Origin of the sequence: Scytonema sp. HK-05 (assembly GCF_963872035.1) — a bacterium.
Lineage (GTDB): Bacteria > Cyanobacteriota > Cyanobacteriia > Cyanobacteriales > Nostocaceae > Kalymmatonema.
Window position 1 is genome coordinate 1 of sequence record NZ_CAWMYC010000170.1, and the last position, 18,201, is coordinate 18,201.

Genomic DNA, 18,201 nt, shown 5'->3' on the forward strand with positions numbered 1-18,201 from the left:
TCATCCCACGCTCCCCTACGGGTGAGACGTGGGGCTTCTGCCCGAATTAGCTAAAAAACTTGTTTAACGTAAGCATTTTCTACAAGCAAAGGCACGCAGTTACTCACATTAAAAGCCGCTGCTAATTCAACATCTGGCTCAAATCCTTTTGCAATCAACTCTTTACCAGAACTGCATTTTTTCAAGTACCCAAGCAAATCATTCTTAAAAGCCTCAAATGCCGTCACAGCGATTTGGGCTTCTGGTGATAAATTTCCATGTAAGTAACTCAGAATTGCTCCTGCACCAATCAAATCTTCAAACGCAGGTCGCAGGCTATTATCCTGTTTCCACCTCTCACCGGCAGGAATCACTGCAATTTTATTACCATACTTATGAGCGAACTGCGCCACAGCTTCACAATTTCGCAAGCAGCCAGCCAAGGTTGGTATAGTCCCAGTATTTAAGCTAAGAAAAGAACCATTAGGAGAGGGCAAAACCAGTCGAGTTCCAGCAGGAATCTCAGCTACCGATACTGGGGAGAGAGAATATCCAGTTGTAGTCCAACGTTGTCTATGACTTGCCAACTCTGCCTGCACTGACTTGGCATAATCCACGACTGATTCATCTCGCATCGCATATGGAAAAATGATTGCGCCATTATTGGTGGCAATTTCTACACAGGTTGAAAAAGAAAGAACATCGACGATCACAATCACATCACTGATGGAAGCGAGTTGAGCAATTCCTTGTGCGCCCCACTCACAGCGTAGGTCAAACTCTGATTGGTCGTAAATCATTTCCTAATGCCTGCGAAACTCGTTAGGTATGAGCATAGGAAGTACCGATTATTTTGTAAAGCTATGCTTGTTGTGGGGTGGACATCTTGTCCGCCCAAAAATACAGACGTCCGCCCAAAAATACAGACCTTTTGAGACGCCCATCCCACAAGAACCAAAAGAAATTTTTTAAGATACCGTAAGTACCCAGCATTCGCTAAACTCAGAAATGGTGCCATTATCCTCACTATGTCCGATTCTCAAACCGTTAGCGCTGCTGTTGCCAAACTCTATAACACCTACCCCTTTCCCCCGGAACCTCTCCTGGATGAACCACCTCCAGGCTATAACTGGCGCTGGAATTGGTTGGCTGCTTATAATTTCTGTACAGGTCAAAAACCCCAAAAACAAGACATCCGCATTTTAGACGCAGGCTGCGGTACGGGTGTGGGGACTGAATACCTTGTCCACCTTAATCCTGCGGCTTCTGTTGTCGGAATTGACCTTAGTACCAAGGCTCTGGAAGTTGCTAAAGAACGCTGTCAACGTTCCGGTGCCAACCGCGTTGAGTTTCATCACCTCAGTTTGTACGATGTGGAACAGTTACCGGGTGAGTTTGATTTTATCAACTGCGTCGGTGTGTTGCATCACTTAAGCGACCCAATTCGCGGTATTCAAGCCTTGGCGAAGAAGTTAGCCCCAGGCGGGTTGATGCACATTTTTGTCTACGGTGAGTTAGGACGCTGGGAAATTCAACTGATGCAAAAGGCGATCGCCCTCCTTCAAGGTGACAAGCGCGGCGATTATCGTGATGGTGTTCAAGTCGGTCGGCAAATATTCGCTTCCTTACCAGAAAAAAACAGAATTGTCAAGCGGGAGCGAGAACGTTGGTCTTTAGAAAATCAACGGGATGAAAACTTTGCGGATATGTACGTGCATCCCCAGGAGATAGATTACAACATTGAGACGTTGTTTGAACTGATTGATGCTTCCGGATTGGATTTTGTGGGGTTCTCAAATCCGGGTTTTTGGCAGATAGACAGACTTTTGGGCAAAGCGCCAGAGTTGATGGAAAGGACACAAGGGTTAGGCGATCGCGCTTCGTACCGCCTGATAGAATTATTAGACCCAGAAGTCACTCACTACGAGTTTTTCCTGAGTTGCCCACCTCTACCGAAAGCTGACTGGTCAGCCGATGATGCCATGCTGGCAGCCATTCCCGAGCGGAATCCTTGTATAGATGGTTTTCCGAGTCAGTGTGTCTTTAACTACGATTACCAGATTGTGAATTTATCGCCACTGGAGTTGGAGTTTTTACAAAAATGTGATGGTCACTCAACAGTAGGAGGAATTTTGGCAGGCTCGCAACTGGGTTTGGATGCGGTGAGAGTGCTCCTGAAGCAACAGCTGATTTTGTTGACACCAAGTTGAGAAACAAACCCCCAAAACACCAACGGCGCACACCAGAAGCTAAAAGGTAGAATATAAATTAAGAGATAATCCGCTTTTCTCTTGCTGGGACTCCTCATCTCCCCACAACTGACAACACGGAATTTCAGGAATTAGCGATAGGGTATAGATTTCTCCTATTTGTCCTCATATTCCGTGTCATAAATCGTTTTTGTACTTGGTGTATCTGTCCCTATCCTTTTTTTGGTGAGAATAAGTTAATTGTTTTTTTCTAAAGTAATGTTACCTGTTCGTGATATGATTCAGCTGGCTGAAAATGCAGTCAACATAATTAGCTGTACTGGTTTCGAGTCCCGTGAGCTTGTCAGACGAATCAACTGATCCCACACCGACAATACGACAAGATGCTCAACCTGGTTTTGAGGACACAGAACCAGCAAGCTCTATGCAGGAGTTCTATAAACTCTACCAAGAGTTGTTGCTCATCACTCTTGTCTTGACAGGGGTTGTCTTTATCTCTGTTTGGATTTTTTATTCCCTAAACATTGCCCTAAATTATTTGCTTGGGGCGTGTACAGGTGTGGTTTACTTGAGGATGTTGGCAAAAGATGTTGAGCGTTTGGGTAGAGAAAAAAATCAGTTGAGTAAAACTCGGTTAGCGTTATTAGTAGGGATCATTCTACTAGCATCGCGGTGGAATCAACTGCAAATATTGCCCATATTTTTGGGATTCCTTACCTACAAAGCAACGCTGATCATCTACGTAGTTAGGTTGGCATTTGTCTCTGACTAGCCAAAGCTCCGGCAACCATAAAAGGCTGACGCGAGCTTTGCGGGAGATCCGAAGTTTTCCTTTAAGGAAAATCCACTTCGGTTGCTCCACCTCGGAAAATCCACGCCGCAAACTCGCTCCACTTCTCCAGGTAAGATTGGAGAAATGATAGGTAGGTCAAGAAAATGCTGAATTTTCTGAACATCTTCAATTCTGTTCCCCTTGCAGAATTGGAAGTGGGAAAACAACTGTACTGGCAAATTGGCAATTTAAAACTGCATGGGCAGGTGTTTCTCACCTCCTGGTTAGTTATTGGCTTGCTGGTGTTAGTTTCCATCGCTGCAAGCAGTAACATCAAGCGAATTCCGAGTGGGATACAGAACTTCATGGAGTATGCCCTAGACTTTATTCGGGATTTGGCAAAAAACCAGATTGGCGAGAAAGAATACCGCCCTTGGGTGCCATTTGTTGGCACTTTGTTTTTGTTCATTTTTGTGTCAAATTGGGCAGGAGCACTTGTTCCTTTGAAGCTGATTCACCTACCAGAAGGTGAACTAGCAGCTCCCACCAGTGACATCAACACAACTGTTGCCTTGGCATTGTTGACATCATTAGCGTATTTTTACGCTGGGTTCAGCAAAAAGGGTTTAGGGTACTTTGGCAACTATGTCCAACCAGTGGTTTTTATGTTGCCGTTCAAAATTATTGAAGATTTCACAAAGCCCCTTTCCCTAAGTTTCCGTTTATTCGGTAACATCTTGGCAGACGAACTGGTTGTTGGCGTGCTGGTACTACTGGTACCTTTATTCGTTCCTCTGCCAGTGATGGCTTTGGGATTATTTACCAGCGCCATCCAAGCACTGATTTTTGCCACCTTGGCTGCTGCTTACATCGGTGAAGCGCTAGAAGACCATCATGGTGGCGAAGAACATGGTCATTAGTCATGAATCATGAGTCATAAGTCATTAATTGAAAACCAATGACGAAGGACAAATGACAAACGACAAATGACAAAATCAAACATTCAATACCCATATCCATTCAGTAAATAAGGAAAGAATAACATGGACCCATTGGTTTCTGCTGCTTCCGTTTTAGCTGCTGCTCTTGCTGTAGGTTTGGCTGCTATTGGTCCTGGCATTGGTCAAGGTAATGCAGCAGGTCAAGCTGTAGAAGGTATTGCTCGTCAGCCAGAAGCAGAAGGTAAAATTCGCGGTACCTTGCTGTTAAGCTTGGCGTTCATGGAAGCGCTAACCATCTATGGTCTAGTGGTTGCCCTAGTCCTACTGTTTGCTAACCCCTTCGCATAACTAGGTGCTGAGTACTGAGTACAGAGTGCTGAGTAAAACTTACTCAGGACTCAGCAACGCCCTTACGAGTATCTCCTCCGGAGACGCTACTTTCTTAGCGTAAGCTGCTTATGCACGGAGGCACGCCAGTTCCCTAGGTTGAGGAAACCCGCCTATGGCACTTGCCTGGGGCACGGGCTAACGCCCTACGTGCCACGCTAACGCGTTCCAGGACTGGGCTCACCAGTCGCCTGCGGCAGGGTAACCCCTCCTGTAGCAAGCAGTGCCTCTCGTGAGAGTGGAGCTACCGCACTTCAAAGGAGGGAAACCTCCCAAAGAAACTGCGGTGCTGCCTCATTAGGGCTCATAACTCTTTTAGACTCAGGACTCAAAACTCAGAACTGAGCAGTAGATTAGGAACAAGCAACGATGATACACTGGACGACCTTATTTGCAGTAGAAAAGGTTGCCAAAGAGGGAGGGCTGTTTGACTTAGATGCTACCCTGCCTTTGATGGCTATCCAGTTTCTACTTTTAGCGATAGTTTTGAACGCGATTTTCTACAAACCTCTGGGCAAAGCAATTGATGAGCGGAATGAATATGTCCGCAACAATCAACTAGAGGCGCAAGAACGCTTGTCAAAAGCTGAAAAATTGGCACAGCAATACGAGCAAGAATTAGCAGGAGCAAGACGGCAAGCACAAACAGTGATTGCTGATGCTCAAGCTCAAGCTCAGAAAATTGCAGCCGAAAAGACAGCCGATGCACAAAAAGAGGCTCAGGCACAAAGAGAACAAGCAGCTGGTGAAATAGAGCAGCAAAAACAGCAGGCTCTTGCTTCACTAGAGCAAGAGGTAGATGGACTCAGTCGCCAAATACTAGAAAAGCTTCTAGGAGCAGATCTAGTAGGTCAGCGCTAAAAAACAAAATACTTATTAGTTATTAGTGGTTAGTAGTTAGTCGTGAATTAACAACCAACAACTAACAACGAACAACTAACACAACAGACAGCTTTGGCAGCGCAGTAGTGGATGGAAGAAGATGGGGACTTTTTTATTGTTGATGGTGGAAGCCGGTGCCGTCGGAGGTGAATTGACAGAGGCAGCAGGTGAAAGTGGTTTTGGTCTAAATACTAATATTTTAGAAACCAACCTAATTAACCTTGCCATTATTATTAGTGTGCTGTTTATCTTTGGGCGGAGAGTTTTAGGCAAGACCCTCCAAGAACGCCGTGAACGGATTGCAACTGCGATTCAAACCGCAGAGCAACGCGCTAAAGATGCAGCAGCAGCCCTTGCAGAGCAGCAACAAAAGCTGGCGCAAGCTCAAGCAGAGGCAGAAAAAATCAAAAAAGCAGCGCAAGAAAACGCCCAGAAAGCAAGAGAAGCCGTACTGGCTCAAGCAGCTGTTGATATTGAACGTCTGCGGGAAACAGCAGCATCTGACTTGAACACAGAACGGGAAAAAGCTGTAGCCCAGCTGCGGCAAAGAGTCGTAGCTTTGGCATTGCAGAAAGTCGAGTCAGAACTACGGACTGGAATTGCCGACGATGCTCAACATACATTAATTGACCGCAGCATAGCGCTACTGGGAGGCAACGGATGAGAAGTAATATAGCAACAGCCGAAGTAGCGGTGCCTTATGCACAGGCGTTAATGTCAGTCGCACAGTCCAAAAATCTGACAGATCAGTTCGGTGAAGATGTGCGTTCCTTACTGAGCTTACTTTCAGAAAGCGAGCAGTTGCGAAACTTCATTGCTAACCCGTTTGTTTCGTCAGAAGACAAAAAGGCAGTCCTCAATAGCGTTCTCGGTGACGGCGCTAACCCATACTTGCGCAATTTTTTGCTGCTGCTGGTAGATAGAAAGCGCATTTTATTGGTGGAACCGATTTTTCAGCAATATTTGGTGCTGTTGCGGCAACTTAAACAAATTGCTCTGGCAGAAGTCATTTCTGCTGTTCCCCTCACAGAAGCCCAGCAACAAGCTGTAAAAGATCGGGTGATTGCACTGACGAATGCTCGCGAGGTGGAATTAGATACCAAAATTGATCGCGAGTTAATTGGTGGTGTCATCATTAGAGTAGGCTCTCAAGTTATTGACGCCAGTTTACGGGGTCAACTGCGCCGCATCTCTTTGCGTTTAAGTGGCGCTTAGAAAAATTATCAATTGTTTATGATGGATGATGGATGCTCGCTGGCATTCATCATTCATAATTCCATCCTCGTTCCGTCTCGCAAGAAAAGAAGATAGACAAATGGCAATTAGCATTAGACCCGACGAAATCAGCAACATTATTCAGCAACAGATAGAACAATACGACCAACAAGTCAAAGTGGCTAACGTTGGTACCGTTCTGCAAGTAGGTGACGGTATTGCTCGTATCTATGGTCTAGACAAGGCTATGGCTGGCGAGCTATTAGAATTTGAAGACGGCACAATTGGCATCGCCCAGAACTTGGAAGAAGACAACGTGGGTGCGGTGCTGATGGGCGAAGGTCGTGATATTCAAGAAGGTAGCTCCGTAACCGCCACTGGCAGAATTGCTGAAGTACCCGTGGGAGAAGCCTTGGTTGGACGAGTTGTGGATGGTTTGGGTCGTCCAATTGATGGCAAGGGAGAAATCAAGACCACAGAAACTCGTTTGATTGAATCTCCAGCACCAGGGATTGTAGCTCGTCGTTCTGTACACGAACCACTGCAAACTGGTATCACAGCTATCGACGCGATGATTCCCGTCGGTCGCGGACAACGGGAATTGATTATCGGTGACCGTCAAACCGGAAAAACGGCGATCGCCATTGACACAATCATCAATCAAAAATCTGAAGACGTGATTTGTGTCTACGTTGCGATCGGTCAAAAAGCTTCGACTGTGGCTAACGTTGCGCAGACATTACAAGAAAAAGGTGCGCTGGACTACACAGTAATCGTCGCCGCCAACGCCAGTGACCCAGCTACACTGCAATTCTTGGCTCCTTATACAGGTGCTTCGATTGCTGAGTACTTCATGTACAAGGGTAAGGCGACCTTGGTGATCTACGATGACCTTTCCAAGCAAGCTCAAGCTTATCGTCAAATGTCCTTGCTCCTGCGTCGTCCGCCCGGACGCGAAGCTTATCCTGGAGATGTGTTCTACATCCACTCCCGCTTGTTGGAACGTGCCGCTAAGCTGAGTGACGAATTGGGTGCAGGTAGCATGACCGCCCTGCCAATCATCGAAACTCAAGCAGGTGACGTGTCTGCTTACATCCCCACCAACGTGATTTCGATTACAGACGGTCAGATATTCCTGTCTTCCGACCTGTTCAACTCTGGTGTTCGTCCCGCTATTAACCCCGGTATTTCCGTGTCGCGGGTAGGTTCTGCTGCTCAAACCAAAGCAATGAAGAAAGTTGCTGGTAAGTTGAAGCTAGAATTGGCGCAGTTTGACGAATTACAAGCATTCTCGCAATTTGCTTCTGACCTAGATAAAGCAACTCAAGACCAGTTGGCACGAGGTCAGCGCTTGCGGGAACTCTTGAAACAGCCACAAAACGCGCCGCTATCCGTATATGAGCAAGTCGCTCTTCTGTACGCTGGTATCAACGGGTATTTGGATGACGTCCCAGTAGATAAAGTCACTGCTTTTACCCAAGGACTACGCGAGTACTTAAAAACTAGCAAACCTCAGTACACTGAATCAGTACAAACCAAGAAAGTACTGGGCGACCAAGAAGAATCAGCTTTGAAGGAAGCAATCAACGAATACAAAAAGACCTTCTTAGCAACAGTGTAAATCAGAACTCAGAACTCAGGAGTCAGGAGTTAGCAAAAAAATGTTATTTCTCTCTTGACTTCCAAATTCTGAATACAAAACCTTCTTGGCAACAGTATAAGACAGGAGTTAGGAGTTAGAAGTCAGAAAATAGCTTCCTCCTGACTCCTGAATTGTGAATTCTGAATTCTTGTAAAAGATTATGGCTAACTTAAAAGCAATACGCGATCGCATTCAATCAGTAAAAAATACCCAAAAAATTACAGAAGCCATGCGGCTGGTAGCTGCAGCGCGGGTACGTCGTGCCCAAGAACAGGTGATTGCTACCCGTCCTTTTGCTGACCGCTTGGCTTCAGTGCTGTATGGTTTGCAAACCCGTCTGCGGTTTGAAGATGTAGACCTGCCTTTGTTGAAAAAGCGCGAAGTCAGGACAGTGGGGCTGTTGGTAATTTCAGGCGATCGCGGTCTATGCGGTGGCTACAACAACAACATTATCAAGCGTGCCGAAAATCGCACCAAAGAACTCAAGGCAGAAGGTTTTGACTACAAATTTGTCATCGTAGGACGCAAAGCCGGTCAGTACTTCCAACGTCGCGAACAGCCAATAGACGCCACCTTCACTGGCTTAGAGCAAATTCCCACCGCTGCTGAAGCCAGCAACATTGCAGACCAACTGCTTTCTTTATTCTTGTCAGAAAGCGTAGACCGGATTGAGCTAGTCTACACCAAGTTCGTCTCCTTAGTGAGTTCTCGTCCCGTGGTGCAAACCCTGCTTCCCCTTGACCGCCAAGGTCTAGAAGCACAGGATGACGAAGTCTTCCGCTTAACAACTCGCGGCGGTCAATTTGAAGTGACACGGGAGAAAGTGGCTACCCAAGTCCGTGCTTTGCCCCGCGACATGATTTTCGAGCAAGATCCAGTACAGATTCTTGATTCATTATTACCTCTGTATCTGAGTAACCAGCTGTTGCGGGCGCTACAAGAATCAGCCGCAAGCGAACTCGCAGCGCGGATGACAGCAATGAGCAATGCCAGCGACAACGCCAAAGATCTGATTGGTTCCCTGACGCTGTCTTACAACAAAGCCCGCCAAGCCGCAATTACCCAGCAAATCCTAGAAGTTGTCGGCGGTGCCGAAGCACAACGTTAGGAAATTGCTCATAGCAAATAAAAATAGCTAATTGCTAGTTGTTTTGATAGCAATTAGACATCTCCAGAAATTAATTGTGCTTTGTTTACGATTCTTGTAGAGACGCGCCATGGCGCGTCTCTACATTGTTTTTCACTCCTATGTCTATTAGCTATTTTTAGTTTTTGGGGCTTTTTCACCGACGGAGGGAGATGATGGCACTGACAGCATATGGACCGCTGTGTAGCGAGGTTTATGACATCACCAAGCCTATCGGTGGAGAGTATCCTGACGTTCCATACTACATCAAACATCTTTCCAAAATTGGTGGCAGAATTCTTGAGGCGATGGTTGGCACGGGACGACTACTCATCCCGCTGCTAGAAGCTGATTTGAACGTTGAGGGCATCGATTCCTCAGAAGATATGCTTGCTTCTTGCCGTCAGCACTGTACGCAAAGGGGGTTGACACCAGTTCTCCATCATGGTTCTGTAGAAAATCTTGACCTAAGCGGCAAATTCAAGGCGATCGTCGTGTCCTTCGGTTCTTTTATGTTGTTAGAGAAGCGAAATGCTGCTATCGCCGCCTTGCAAGCTTTTGCACGACACCTTGAACCAGAAGGTCGAATCTTCATCGATTTGGAATTGCCCATCGAAGACTTTAAGACTGAGAACATTGTCAAGCAGCGATCGCCCATTGAATGCCCGGATGGTTCAATAATCTTGATGCAAATCACTTCTCGCATCGACTGGCTCAATCAACTCAACATGAGCGTGATTCGCTACGAAAAGTGGAAAAACGGAGAACTCATTGCCACAGAGTTACAACGGTTTCCTCTGCACTGGTTTGGGCGAGATGAATTTATCATGTGTTTGCAGGAAAACGGCTACAAAGACATCACCCTATGCGCCAACTACATTGATGGTCAACAACCAAGTTCCCACAAAGACACCTTGTGTTTCTCCGCAGTACTGGCATGAACCAGAAAACCCTATTCAAAATCTAAAATCTAAAATCCTGAGTGGCACATCTCAAAATTGCACATTATAATGAGATATATAAACCACACGGGGCTTTAACGGTTTCGACGTGGTGGCGAAAGCTACTCTATGATTCAGGTCGAGAGTGAGTCGTCTCTCGAAAATCAAAGACTCAAAAAAAAAGTAAATGCGAACAACATCGTACCTTTTGCTCGTAAGCAAGCTGTAGTAGCTGCCTAATAATCTCTAACAGATTCGAGCGTCTCTAGTTTGACTCCGTTAAGGGCTAGAGACCAACCCCCAACGGATGCTCTAGCAAGTCTCTCTGGTTGGCTTGTTAGCTAAGACTTAACCAGAGCATCCTAGCGTTCGGGATAATGAACGTTTCCCGCCTTGAGGATCAGAAAGGCTAAACCTGTGAATGAGTGGGGGGTCAATACCCATTGCGGACATGGGTTCAATTCCCATAAGCTCCACTTATATAAAAAAGATAGAATCCACCTGGTAAACTTATAGCTAGGTGGATTTTATTCTTTATGGCTGAATCAAAAGTAGTTGTGACTTGCCAAAACCCAGCTTGTAGCAAGGAATTTACCAAGCGACTAGCTGAGTTTAATAGGAGCGAAAGGTTAGGAAGACAGCATTTTTGTTCTAAAATATGTTATGGAAAGTTTAAAGGTTTAATTAATTTTGGAAACAAGATTAATAAAGATACATCTTATTTAAGAAACATAATTAGAAGAGATGATTTTTCTCCTTTTCGCTATCATTTGAAAGTGATGAGAAAGTCTGCAAAACACAGAAAGCAAGAATGCAGTGTAACCTTAGCAGACTTGAAGCGATTGTGGGAAAAACAAAAAGGTATTTGCCCTTACACAGGTTGGAATTTAGTTCTTTTGCCTTGCACAACCGATTATGAAAGTACAGCTTTAACCACTAACAGAGCAAGTGTAGATCGCATAGACTCAACTAAAGGTTATATCCTGGATAACATCCAGTTCGTTGCTGTCATCGCTAATCTTGCAAAAAATGCTTTTACTGAAGAAGATTTAATAAACTTCTGTTTTGAAGTTTATAAATATAGAAGCCTGAGTACAGACAATTTTACTAATAGAGATTTAACATCCTCGTGCATCTCTACAGATTTCTTTTTAGGAACTCGTCGAGATGAGTATTCGCCATTTCGCCAGCATTTTAAATTAGCACGAAGACGAGTAAAAACTCATGGACGGGAATGCACTATAACACTGGAATATTTAAAAGAACTTTGGGAAAAGCAGGATGGAAAATGCCCGTATACTGGATGGAAGTTAGATAATCCTGAGAGGATGTCTGAGAAGTCAAAAATGTCATGCTGTTAGCGTAGCTCCTCGCTCTGCGAGGCACGCAGCGATGGGAGCATCCCAAATGTTTAAATTTATTGTCATGCTGAATGGAGCGATAGCGGAATGAAGCATCTCAAGTGTGAACAAGGCTTGAGATTCCTCGCTCCACTTCGTTTTGCTCAGAATGACAAACGTGTTTTTAAAAAATTGGGATGCTCCCCGCAGCGATAGCGTAGTGAAGCATCTCAAAACTACGCCTCAAACTCTAGATTCTTCATTCCGCTTCGCTACATTCAGAATGACAAATTATACCTTGCTTAAACTTTTCAGACATCCTCTGAGACAACCGCTGATTGGGACAATCATCAGCTACATCCAAGGACAGCTAGTTTAGACAGAATAGACTCTTCACTTGGCTATATCTTAGGAAATCTTCAGTTTGTCAGTGTCATGGCTAACTTCGCCAAGAGAGATTTTCAAGAAGAACAACTTTTAGAATTCTGCCAAGCAGTTGCTGAGTACCAAGTGACAATAGCAGGTAATATTCAAAGATTCTAGCAAGGCGATCGCTCAAAAGGCAGTGTTCCTTGCGCGATCGCTTCTAACTCTCCTTTCCCAATACATTCATTTAAGCTATTGGCGAAACTAGTTTATCTGTTCAAATTACGGATAGTATCTCCAGGTTTGATATTATTGGTGAATGTCGCTTGCTTGTTGCGGGTCTTGACGGGGAGGGTGAAAACCGCCTTGCACCCAAAGTCGCCGAGATTTTTGGATAAAGCGATCAGCACGACGCTCATCATTTAAATCCAGTCGGTTACAAGTAGCTCGACCTGTACGTGTGATGCCGATAATTTTAGTACCGTCTGCTGCCCAGATAAAGTGTTCAGACCAATTTTGCTGACGCGGATTAAATAAGGAGACTTCTTGCTGAGTTTCAGGGTCTATTCCAACTATGAAATTATAGTGCTGTTCATTACAGCGACGACAGGCTAAAGCTAGATTATCTGCATCGTCGGAACCTCCCAAAGACTTCGGCATTATATGGTCGATTGTGAGGGGAGATGTACTGAGAAATTCAGGATAATGGCAGTATTCGCATCGAAAATCAGCACGTTGGCGTATAAATTCTTGGATACTATTAGGAATAGTCACGACTGGGATGCAGTTATAGCATTGATGTAGCTGAAAATCATGTCTAATTCTCCAATAGCTTCCAGTTCAGCAGCTTCTTCTGGCGTCAGTAAATCAGCTTTTTTCTTATCCAAAAGTTCTTGCATACGTGAGCCGAGTTCTTCAGTAAATTTGAAAAGATTGAGATTGTTAACTTTCTCGACTCGAATACCAGTCGTTAGCCAGGATGAGGGTTTAATTACTACTGGAGTCATAGGGTTATAGCTATTCCTTTGCTCCATCATAGAATATATGGAATTAGGTTATGTAGCGATTAACTATCGAATGAGCACGAGAAGTCAGATTCCAGATTGGCGTTCGCGCAGCGTGCGCCTTCGCGCACTCGCTTCTAACTCTCCTTTGCTAATACGTTCATTGAGCGCGATTGGCGAAACGAATTCAGGACTTACGCAAAGTGGAGAATGTCATACTGAGCGAAACGGAGTGTAGCGAAGTATCTCAGAGATTCTTCGTTTCGCGCTTCGCTACACTCAGAATGACAGTTTTTCGTTAAAATGCCTAAGTCCTGGAGTTGATCTGCTTAAATTAGGGAAAGTACCTGTAAATATCTTTTCTGTGCAACACTCTCACAAATATCTGAACTCTACGTTCATCCTTGCCTATCCAGAATTTTAAAAATTGCTTCTCGGCTGACTGACTCAGTATTTTCACCTTCTTTGATTGCCTTTTCTAAGGCTATGTCTTCTATTATTTCTGCTAATAAATCAGAAAATATTTCTTTTCGTTCTTGAATCACCTCGACAATGGCTGTTTTGAGGATTTCCTTAAGCTTATTTTCATCTAGCGAAATTTCAGCCATATATCCTCCAAGCATCTCTTGCGATTGATACTAACACACGTTTGTTGGGCGTTCGCGCAGCGTGCGCCTTCGCGCACTCGCTCAAAGGCTCCGCACGGCGCTGACTCCTCAACGCACTGGCTTGGCTACACGAGACTTACGCCTGCGGAGGCAGGCTAGATTATTAGTCCTAGGATTCCATTTGATTTTGAAAAAGATGGCGCTAGCTACCCATCTTCAGCCATCCAAAAAGTTGATTGACGGTTAATGTCAGTTCAATTTCTGGTAACACAGGCAATAAATCGTCTCCCATAAGTAGTAAAGGCTGTTGCTCACGGAGAAATACTAAGATACTGAAGTCATCAGGATCAATAAACCATCCGAGGCGACTACCATGTTTTAAGCAATAAAGAATGTTACCAATCACTTTGTTGGGTTTTTGTTCTGGCGAGAGAATCTCAATCGTCCAATCTGGCGGTAGTTCAAAGTTATCAGGGACTTGATCATCGATCAGAAATGGTATGCGCCTCCACAGAAATATAGCTACATCCGGTACAATTGAGCGTTCTCCGAAACTACACCGTAACTCGGGAAAAGCATAGGCAATCCTCTTGTCCTCTGCAACTTGATTGACTGCTGCACAGAGTAACCCAAGCAAGCGGCTGTGTCTCCCCTTCGGCATTGGCTTTTGAATAATCTCACCGTTAATATATTCGCTGGCTGGCTTGGTTTCTGGGAGCTTCAGGAACTCCTCTAGGGTAAGGGAGTGGAGAGTTGTAGCGCTCATGGCTCCTGAATCAGTACGAAGATGTGTTCTCAGTTTAGCAAAACGCAGCTGGCTAACTCATTTGACAGGCGCGTTCTTGGTGGGCGCTCCGTGCGATCGCACCCAATGATATCGAACTTGAAGAAAATCAATGCGATCGCCCTTTTGACAGTGTTCCTTACCCAATCGCCTCTGATTCTCCTTTGCCTAGACGTTCATTCAACCTATTGGCGAAACGAGTTGATCTGCTTAAATTAAAGATGGTATCTGTAAGGGCGATCGCATTCTGCCACTACACTCCGCGCGTTCGCGCCTTGCGCGGCTCCTCCGGAGCATCGCTTTTGGCGGGGACTCCGTGCGATCGCACTCAATGATATCAAGCTTGAAGAAAATCAATGCGATCGCCTTCGGTGGGGCGATTGCGCAGCGTGTCCGAAGGACTCAGCTCATCGCCATTGACTAGTTGGTAGTTTGTCTGATGAGCCATTTTCTGCTGCGAAATCTATTTATTCCTTCGATGATGCCAAGCGTGATAAAAGGAAGGGTAGGGCATATTTTGGGCGTATTGCCAAAGGACTTCGTAGAAATCAGAGTATTGCGAAATTTTGAATTTAACAATTGACATAGCTATACCCATTGGCGATAAATAATACTTCAAGTTGGAAACTACTTCCACCATCTGATCCACTGTCAAAATATCTTTTAAGCTCTCTGCCGCTTGCCAACGGGTATCATCATCCTTGGAGTTGCGGGTTAAATCGACTAAAGCCCTGATGGCATCTGTGTTGCCAGCACCAATTTTCCCTAAGCTTCCTGCCGGTTGCAAACGGGTAAAAACATCCTTGGAGTTGCCGATTAAATCGACTAAAGCCCTGATGGCATCAGAGTTGCCAGCACCAAATATCCCTAAGCTTCCTGCCGCTTCCCTACGCCTACGCCTACGCCTACGCCTACACCTACGGGTATCATCATGCTTGGAGTTGCGGGTTAAATCGACTAAAGCGCTTATAGCATCAGAGTTGCCAGGATCAATTTTCCCTAAGCTTTCTGCCGCTTTCCTACGGGTATAATCATCCTTGGAGTTGCCGATTAACTCGACTAAAGCCCTGATGGCATCAGAGTTGCCAGGATCAATTTTCCCTAAGCTTTCTGCCGCTTCCCTACGGGTATAATCATCCTTGGAGTTGCCGATTAACTCGACTAAAGCGCTTATAGCATCAGAGTTGCCAGGATCAATTTTCCCTAAGCTTTCTGCCGCTGCGCTACCGATAGAATCATCCTTGGAGTTGCCGATTAACTCGACTAAAGCGCTTATAGCATCAGAGTTGCCAGGATCAATTTCCCCTAAGCTGTATGCCGCTTGCCAACGGGTATAATCATCCTTGGAGTTGCGGGTTAAATCGACTAAAGCGCTTATAGCATCAGAGTTGCCAGCACCAATTTTCTCTAAGCTCTGTGCCGCTCGCCAACGGGTAGAATCATCCTTGGAGTTGCGCGTGAACTTGACAAGGGCATTAATGGCTTTTGGGCGATATGTCTCTGCCAGTACTGCCTTAGCTGCTTTTTGAAGAGGAGAGCTTGTGATAAGTTCGTCTGTGATAAGTTCGTCAATGAGGGAAGTTTTACAGCCCCACTTAACGATTTGCTCTACGATTTCATCAGCTTTAGAACAATCTCCAAACTCAGCAATTCCCGTTGCAGCTAGAATATAGGCTCGATACTTATAAAAGTTATTGCAATTATCTTTAAACTCTACCAATGCTTTTATAAGCTGCTCTTTCTGCTCTGTTTCTACTTCCTCGCAACCCAACCACAGCAAAATCACCTGTTTCCATTGGGGTTCAAATATGCGATAAGTTCCTTGGGATGGGTTGTTGGGGACGTGGTTAAGCAAAAAGTGCCAATCATCAATTGCTAATGCCGCAAAATATTCCTGAAACGTGGCATGGTAGAAAGCATAGAAGGGTTCTTCTGTTTGTTTATCTCGATCTACTTGATTCACCCAGCCTAAACGACAAGCGCGATTAAAGAGATTCTCTCCCATCACCCGATAAGCAAAGTTCTGTCCAATGCGAAATCGGGTTTTTCCAGAAGCAATAGCCTCTTGTGCCAACTTTCCTAAAGCTGCATTCAACTTATACTGTTCCGCGAGCGTTGTTGGAAATTCAGCCTGTTTCCAATCATAGTGGTATAGTGTAAATCGCTTGTAAAGTGCAGCTTGAGTTTCTGGTAAATCCTTAGTTGTGTCCCAGACTTGACACATCAAAGCTAATCTCAGGGGGTTTTTTACCAAGTCAAGCAAGCGTTCCCTTCCGGATTCATTCAGCTTTTGCCATAGCTGTTCCGCTTGTCCCTCCGTTTTCTTGTCCTCTTCCTTAGCGCGTTGGAACCACTTCAGAATAAAATCCCGTACTTGCTCGCTGCTAAACTCCTGAGTTTTGAAATTCTGGAAGTCAAGCAGATTTTTCGTGCTAGCATCCCAGACATTCAGCCGACAAGTTAACACAACTCGCGCTGCTGCAAGTTTGCTAATGTCTTGGCTAATCTTATTTAAAGCGTCAACAGAGGATGCCGCTTGCATCTCATCCAAACCATCCAGCAGAAACCACACCCGCTGTTGCTGCAACAATTCTTGCAGTTGGTTTGGTGTGATTGGATTTTCCAGCCAACGGTTCAGCAGGTATTTTTCCAGCGTGTCGCCAGACAAATTGCTCAAAGGAATATAGATCGGCAAGCCGTCATGTTTGATTAAGTACTTGCCTATCTTTTCCAGCAAGGTAGACTTTCCCGCTCCTGGTTCTCCGATAATGGCTATATTCTTGCTTTTGGTGTTGGAAGCATCCCCAATCACCTCTGTGAGAAATTTTTCATGCTCATAAGTCGTCTTGATAACTTCCTCTGTGAGTTGATACGCAAGCATTCCCTTTTCAGGTGAGATATCCTCACTGCGGCGAGGCTGTTGTTTGCGCTCAACAAGTCCTAAAGGTACATAAATATCGAGTTCAAATCCCCTTCCTGTTGCTAGCCGTCGTTGACGATTAACATCAAGTTGCTGTTGGAATTTGTTTTGGCAGACTTCGCGCCAATCGATGGGAGTTGACTTTACCCGATTCTCCCAGTCGGGCGACTGTAGTCAAAAAGTATTGGTTTGATTTATTGTAATATTCTGTGCCTGATTGAGATTGTTAATTTTTTCTGCCAGCTTTGCTAAGTTTTGAATAGTTGGCTGTTGAGAATTAATTGTATTTGCTACTTCTTCGACTTGCGGAGCCAATTTTGGATCGGCTTTCGCTGCTGCTTCTACTTCCACAACTCGTTGAGCAATTTCCGGATCTGCGTCTGCTGCTGCTTTCAGTTCCAGCACAGCTTGTCCATAATCTAATCGTTGCTGTTCGTTTCCCTGCGTAGCATTGGTTAGCAATGGTAATTTATTCTTACTGCGAAGCTGTTCTATTAACTTGCGGCTTTGCTGCCATGCAGCATCTCCAAGATTTTCGCCTGTTTTCTCCAGTGCTTTTGTTAAAAGAAGGGTGGCGATCGCTGTTGCAACAGCCGTTAGAGTGACTGGTTCCATAAATTATCTAATTGTAGATATTTTTATATTACTTATACCGTAGCATCTATGAGTTTTACGGAAAAAACCTAGTAAGCAATTCAAAATTCAAAATTCAGAAAACTAGTGCTGGCAAGACGCCTAACTGCTAACAGTATGCATTCTTAGGGACTTCCAATTAAAAAAATCTCCAATTTGTAGTAATCCACCGAAATAATGGTGGGTTACGGCGCAATGCAAGTCCTGTATGTAAAACCTCAACTGTCGTGCGCCTAACCCACCCTACATAATGGATAATTTATTTTTTGGTACTCCCTTATAGATTCTGTAAAGAAAACTAAAGCTTGAAAACTATTTCGTAGTAAGCGCTTTAGCGCTAAAGCGCTTACTACATAGCTTTAATTATTTACACCGACCTAGTTACAATCATTTGTTGCACGGCTTTGCGTGACGATATTTTCACTCCACTTTAGTGGGCTTCAACTATTAG

Annotated in this window: 19 protein-coding genes and 1 other RNA gene; 13 read left to right on the forward strand and 7 right to left on the reverse strand. The window is 44.9% G+C overall.

Features of this window, described 5'->3' with window-relative positions:
* Window positions 1-50: 50 nt before the first annotated feature.
* Window positions 51-779: a 2-phosphosulfolactate phosphatase gene (locus AACT52_RS39755; RefSeq protein WP_073635610.1), complete on the reverse strand. Its 729-nt coding sequence runs from the start codon at window positions 777-779 to the stop codon at window positions 51-53.
* 228 nt (window positions 780-1,007) lie between these two features.
* Between AACT52_RS39755 and AACT52_RS39760 the strand changes: the two genes are divergently transcribed.
* The 13 genes from AACT52_RS39760 to AACT52_RS39820 all read left to right on the forward strand — a co-directional run bounded on the left by AACT52_RS39760 (window position 1,008) and on the right by AACT52_RS39820 (window position 11,814).
* A complete protein-coding gene (locus tag AACT52_RS39760) occupies window positions 1,008-2,189 on the forward strand; it encodes a class I SAM-dependent methyltransferase (RefSeq protein ID WP_073635611.1) in 1,182 nt (393 codons plus the stop codon).
* Window positions 2,190-2,523: 334 nt separating this feature from the next.
* Window positions 2,524-2,961: an ATP synthase subunit I gene (locus AACT52_RS39765; protein ID WP_073635612.1), complete on the forward strand. Its 438-nt coding sequence runs from the start codon at window positions 2,524-2,526 to the stop codon at window positions 2,959-2,961.
* Between the two features lie 164 nt (window positions 2,962-3,125).
* Window positions 3,126-3,881 (forward strand): F0F1 ATP synthase subunit A, encoded by a 756-nt coding sequence (gene atpB, locus AACT52_RS39770; protein WP_073635613.1) that lies wholly within the window; start codon window positions 3,126-3,128, stop codon window positions 3,879-3,881.
* Window positions 3,882-4,004: 123 nt separating this feature from the next.
* On the forward strand, window positions 4,005-4,250 hold the full coding sequence (gene atpE / locus AACT52_RS39775) for an ATP synthase F0 subunit C (RefSeq protein WP_010994186.1): 246 nt from the start codon (window positions 4,005-4,007) through the stop codon (window positions 4,248-4,250).
* 408 nt (window positions 4,251-4,658) lie between these two features.
* On the forward strand, window positions 4,659-5,150 hold the full coding sequence (locus tag AACT52_RS39780; protein WP_073635614.1) for a F0F1 ATP synthase subunit B': 492 nt from the start codon (window positions 4,659-4,661) through the stop codon (window positions 5,148-5,150).
* Window positions 5,151-5,271: 121 nt separating this feature from the next.
* Window positions 5,272-5,835 (forward strand): F0F1 ATP synthase subunit B, encoded by a 564-nt coding sequence (locus tag AACT52_RS39785; protein WP_073635615.1) that lies wholly within the window; start codon window positions 5,272-5,274, stop codon window positions 5,833-5,835.
* The gene (gene atpH, locus AACT52_RS39790) at window positions 5,832-6,386 is read left to right on the forward strand and encodes an ATP synthase F1 subunit delta (protein WP_073635616.1); all 555 of its coding nucleotides are present in this window, start codon (window positions 5,832-5,834) and stop codon (window positions 6,384-6,386) included. Before AACT52_RS39785 ends, atpH begins: the two co-directional genes overlap by 4 nt.
* A gap of 100 nt (window positions 6,387-6,486) precedes the next feature.
* Window positions 6,487-8,007 (forward strand): F0F1 ATP synthase subunit alpha, encoded by a 1,521-nt coding sequence (gene atpA / locus AACT52_RS39795; RefSeq protein WP_073635617.1) that lies wholly within the window; start codon window positions 6,487-6,489, stop codon window positions 8,005-8,007.
* Between the two features lie 181 nt (window positions 8,008-8,188).
* Complete coding sequence (locus AACT52_RS39800; protein ID WP_073635618.1) at window positions 8,189-9,136, forward strand: F0F1 ATP synthase subunit gamma; 948 nt, start codon at window positions 8,189-8,191, stop codon at window positions 9,134-9,136.
* Between the two features lie 194 nt (window positions 9,137-9,330).
* Window positions 9,331-10,095: a class I SAM-dependent methyltransferase gene (locus tag AACT52_RS39805; RefSeq protein ID WP_073635619.1), complete on the forward strand. Its 765-nt coding sequence runs from the start codon at window positions 9,331-9,333 to the stop codon at window positions 10,093-10,095.
* Between the two features lie 89 nt (window positions 10,096-10,184).
* Window positions 10,185-10,574, forward strand: a transfer-messenger RNA (tmRNA) gene (gene ssrA / locus AACT52_RS39810).
* A 57-nt stretch (window positions 10,575-10,631) separates the two neighbouring features.
* Complete coding sequence (locus tag AACT52_RS39815; protein WP_073635620.1) at window positions 10,632-11,456, forward strand: hypothetical protein; 825 nt, start codon at window positions 10,632-10,634, stop codon at window positions 11,454-11,456.
* A gap of 148 nt (window positions 11,457-11,604) precedes the next feature.
* A complete protein-coding gene (locus tag AACT52_RS39820; protein ID WP_073635621.1) occupies window positions 11,605-11,814 on the forward strand; it encodes a hypothetical protein in 210 nt (69 codons plus the stop codon).
* 296 nt (window positions 11,815-12,110) lie between these two features.
* On the opposite strand, the gene AACT52_RS39825 is transcribed toward AACT52_RS39820, so the two are convergent.
* The 6 genes from AACT52_RS39825 to AACT52_RS39850 all read right to left on the reverse strand — a co-directional run bounded on the left by AACT52_RS39825 (window position 12,111) and on the right by AACT52_RS39850 (window position 17,732).
* A complete protein-coding gene (locus AACT52_RS39825) occupies window positions 12,111-12,575 on the reverse strand; it encodes an HNH endonuclease (RefSeq protein ID WP_073635622.1) in 465 nt (154 codons plus the stop codon).
* Window positions 12,572-12,808: a hypothetical protein gene (locus AACT52_RS39830; RefSeq protein ID WP_073635623.1), complete on the reverse strand. Its 237-nt coding sequence runs from the start codon at window positions 12,806-12,808 to the stop codon at window positions 12,572-12,574. Before AACT52_RS39830 ends, AACT52_RS39825 begins: the two co-directional genes overlap by 4 nt.
* 395 nt (window positions 12,809-13,203) lie before the next feature.
* The gene (locus AACT52_RS39835) at window positions 13,204-13,413 is read right to left on the reverse strand and encodes a hypothetical protein (protein ID WP_073635624.1); all 210 of its coding nucleotides are present in this window, start codon (window positions 13,411-13,413) and stop codon (window positions 13,204-13,206) included.
* A 202-nt stretch (window positions 13,414-13,615) separates the two neighbouring features.
* Window positions 13,616-14,179, reverse strand: coding sequence for a Uma2 family endonuclease (locus AACT52_RS39840; RefSeq protein ID WP_073635625.1), 564 nt, complete (start codon window positions 14,177-14,179; stop codon window positions 13,616-13,618).
* A 481-nt stretch (window positions 14,180-14,660) separates the two neighbouring features.
* On the reverse strand, window positions 14,661-17,078 hold the full coding sequence (locus AACT52_RS39845) for an NACHT domain-containing protein (protein ID WP_073635626.1): 2,418 nt from the start codon (window positions 17,076-17,078) through the stop codon (window positions 14,661-14,663).
* Between the two features lie 213 nt (window positions 17,079-17,291).
* On the reverse strand, window positions 17,292-17,732 hold the full coding sequence (locus AACT52_RS39850; protein WP_073635627.1) for a hypothetical protein: 441 nt from the start codon (window positions 17,730-17,732) through the stop codon (window positions 17,292-17,294).
* Window positions 17,733-18,201 lie beyond the last annotated feature (469 nt).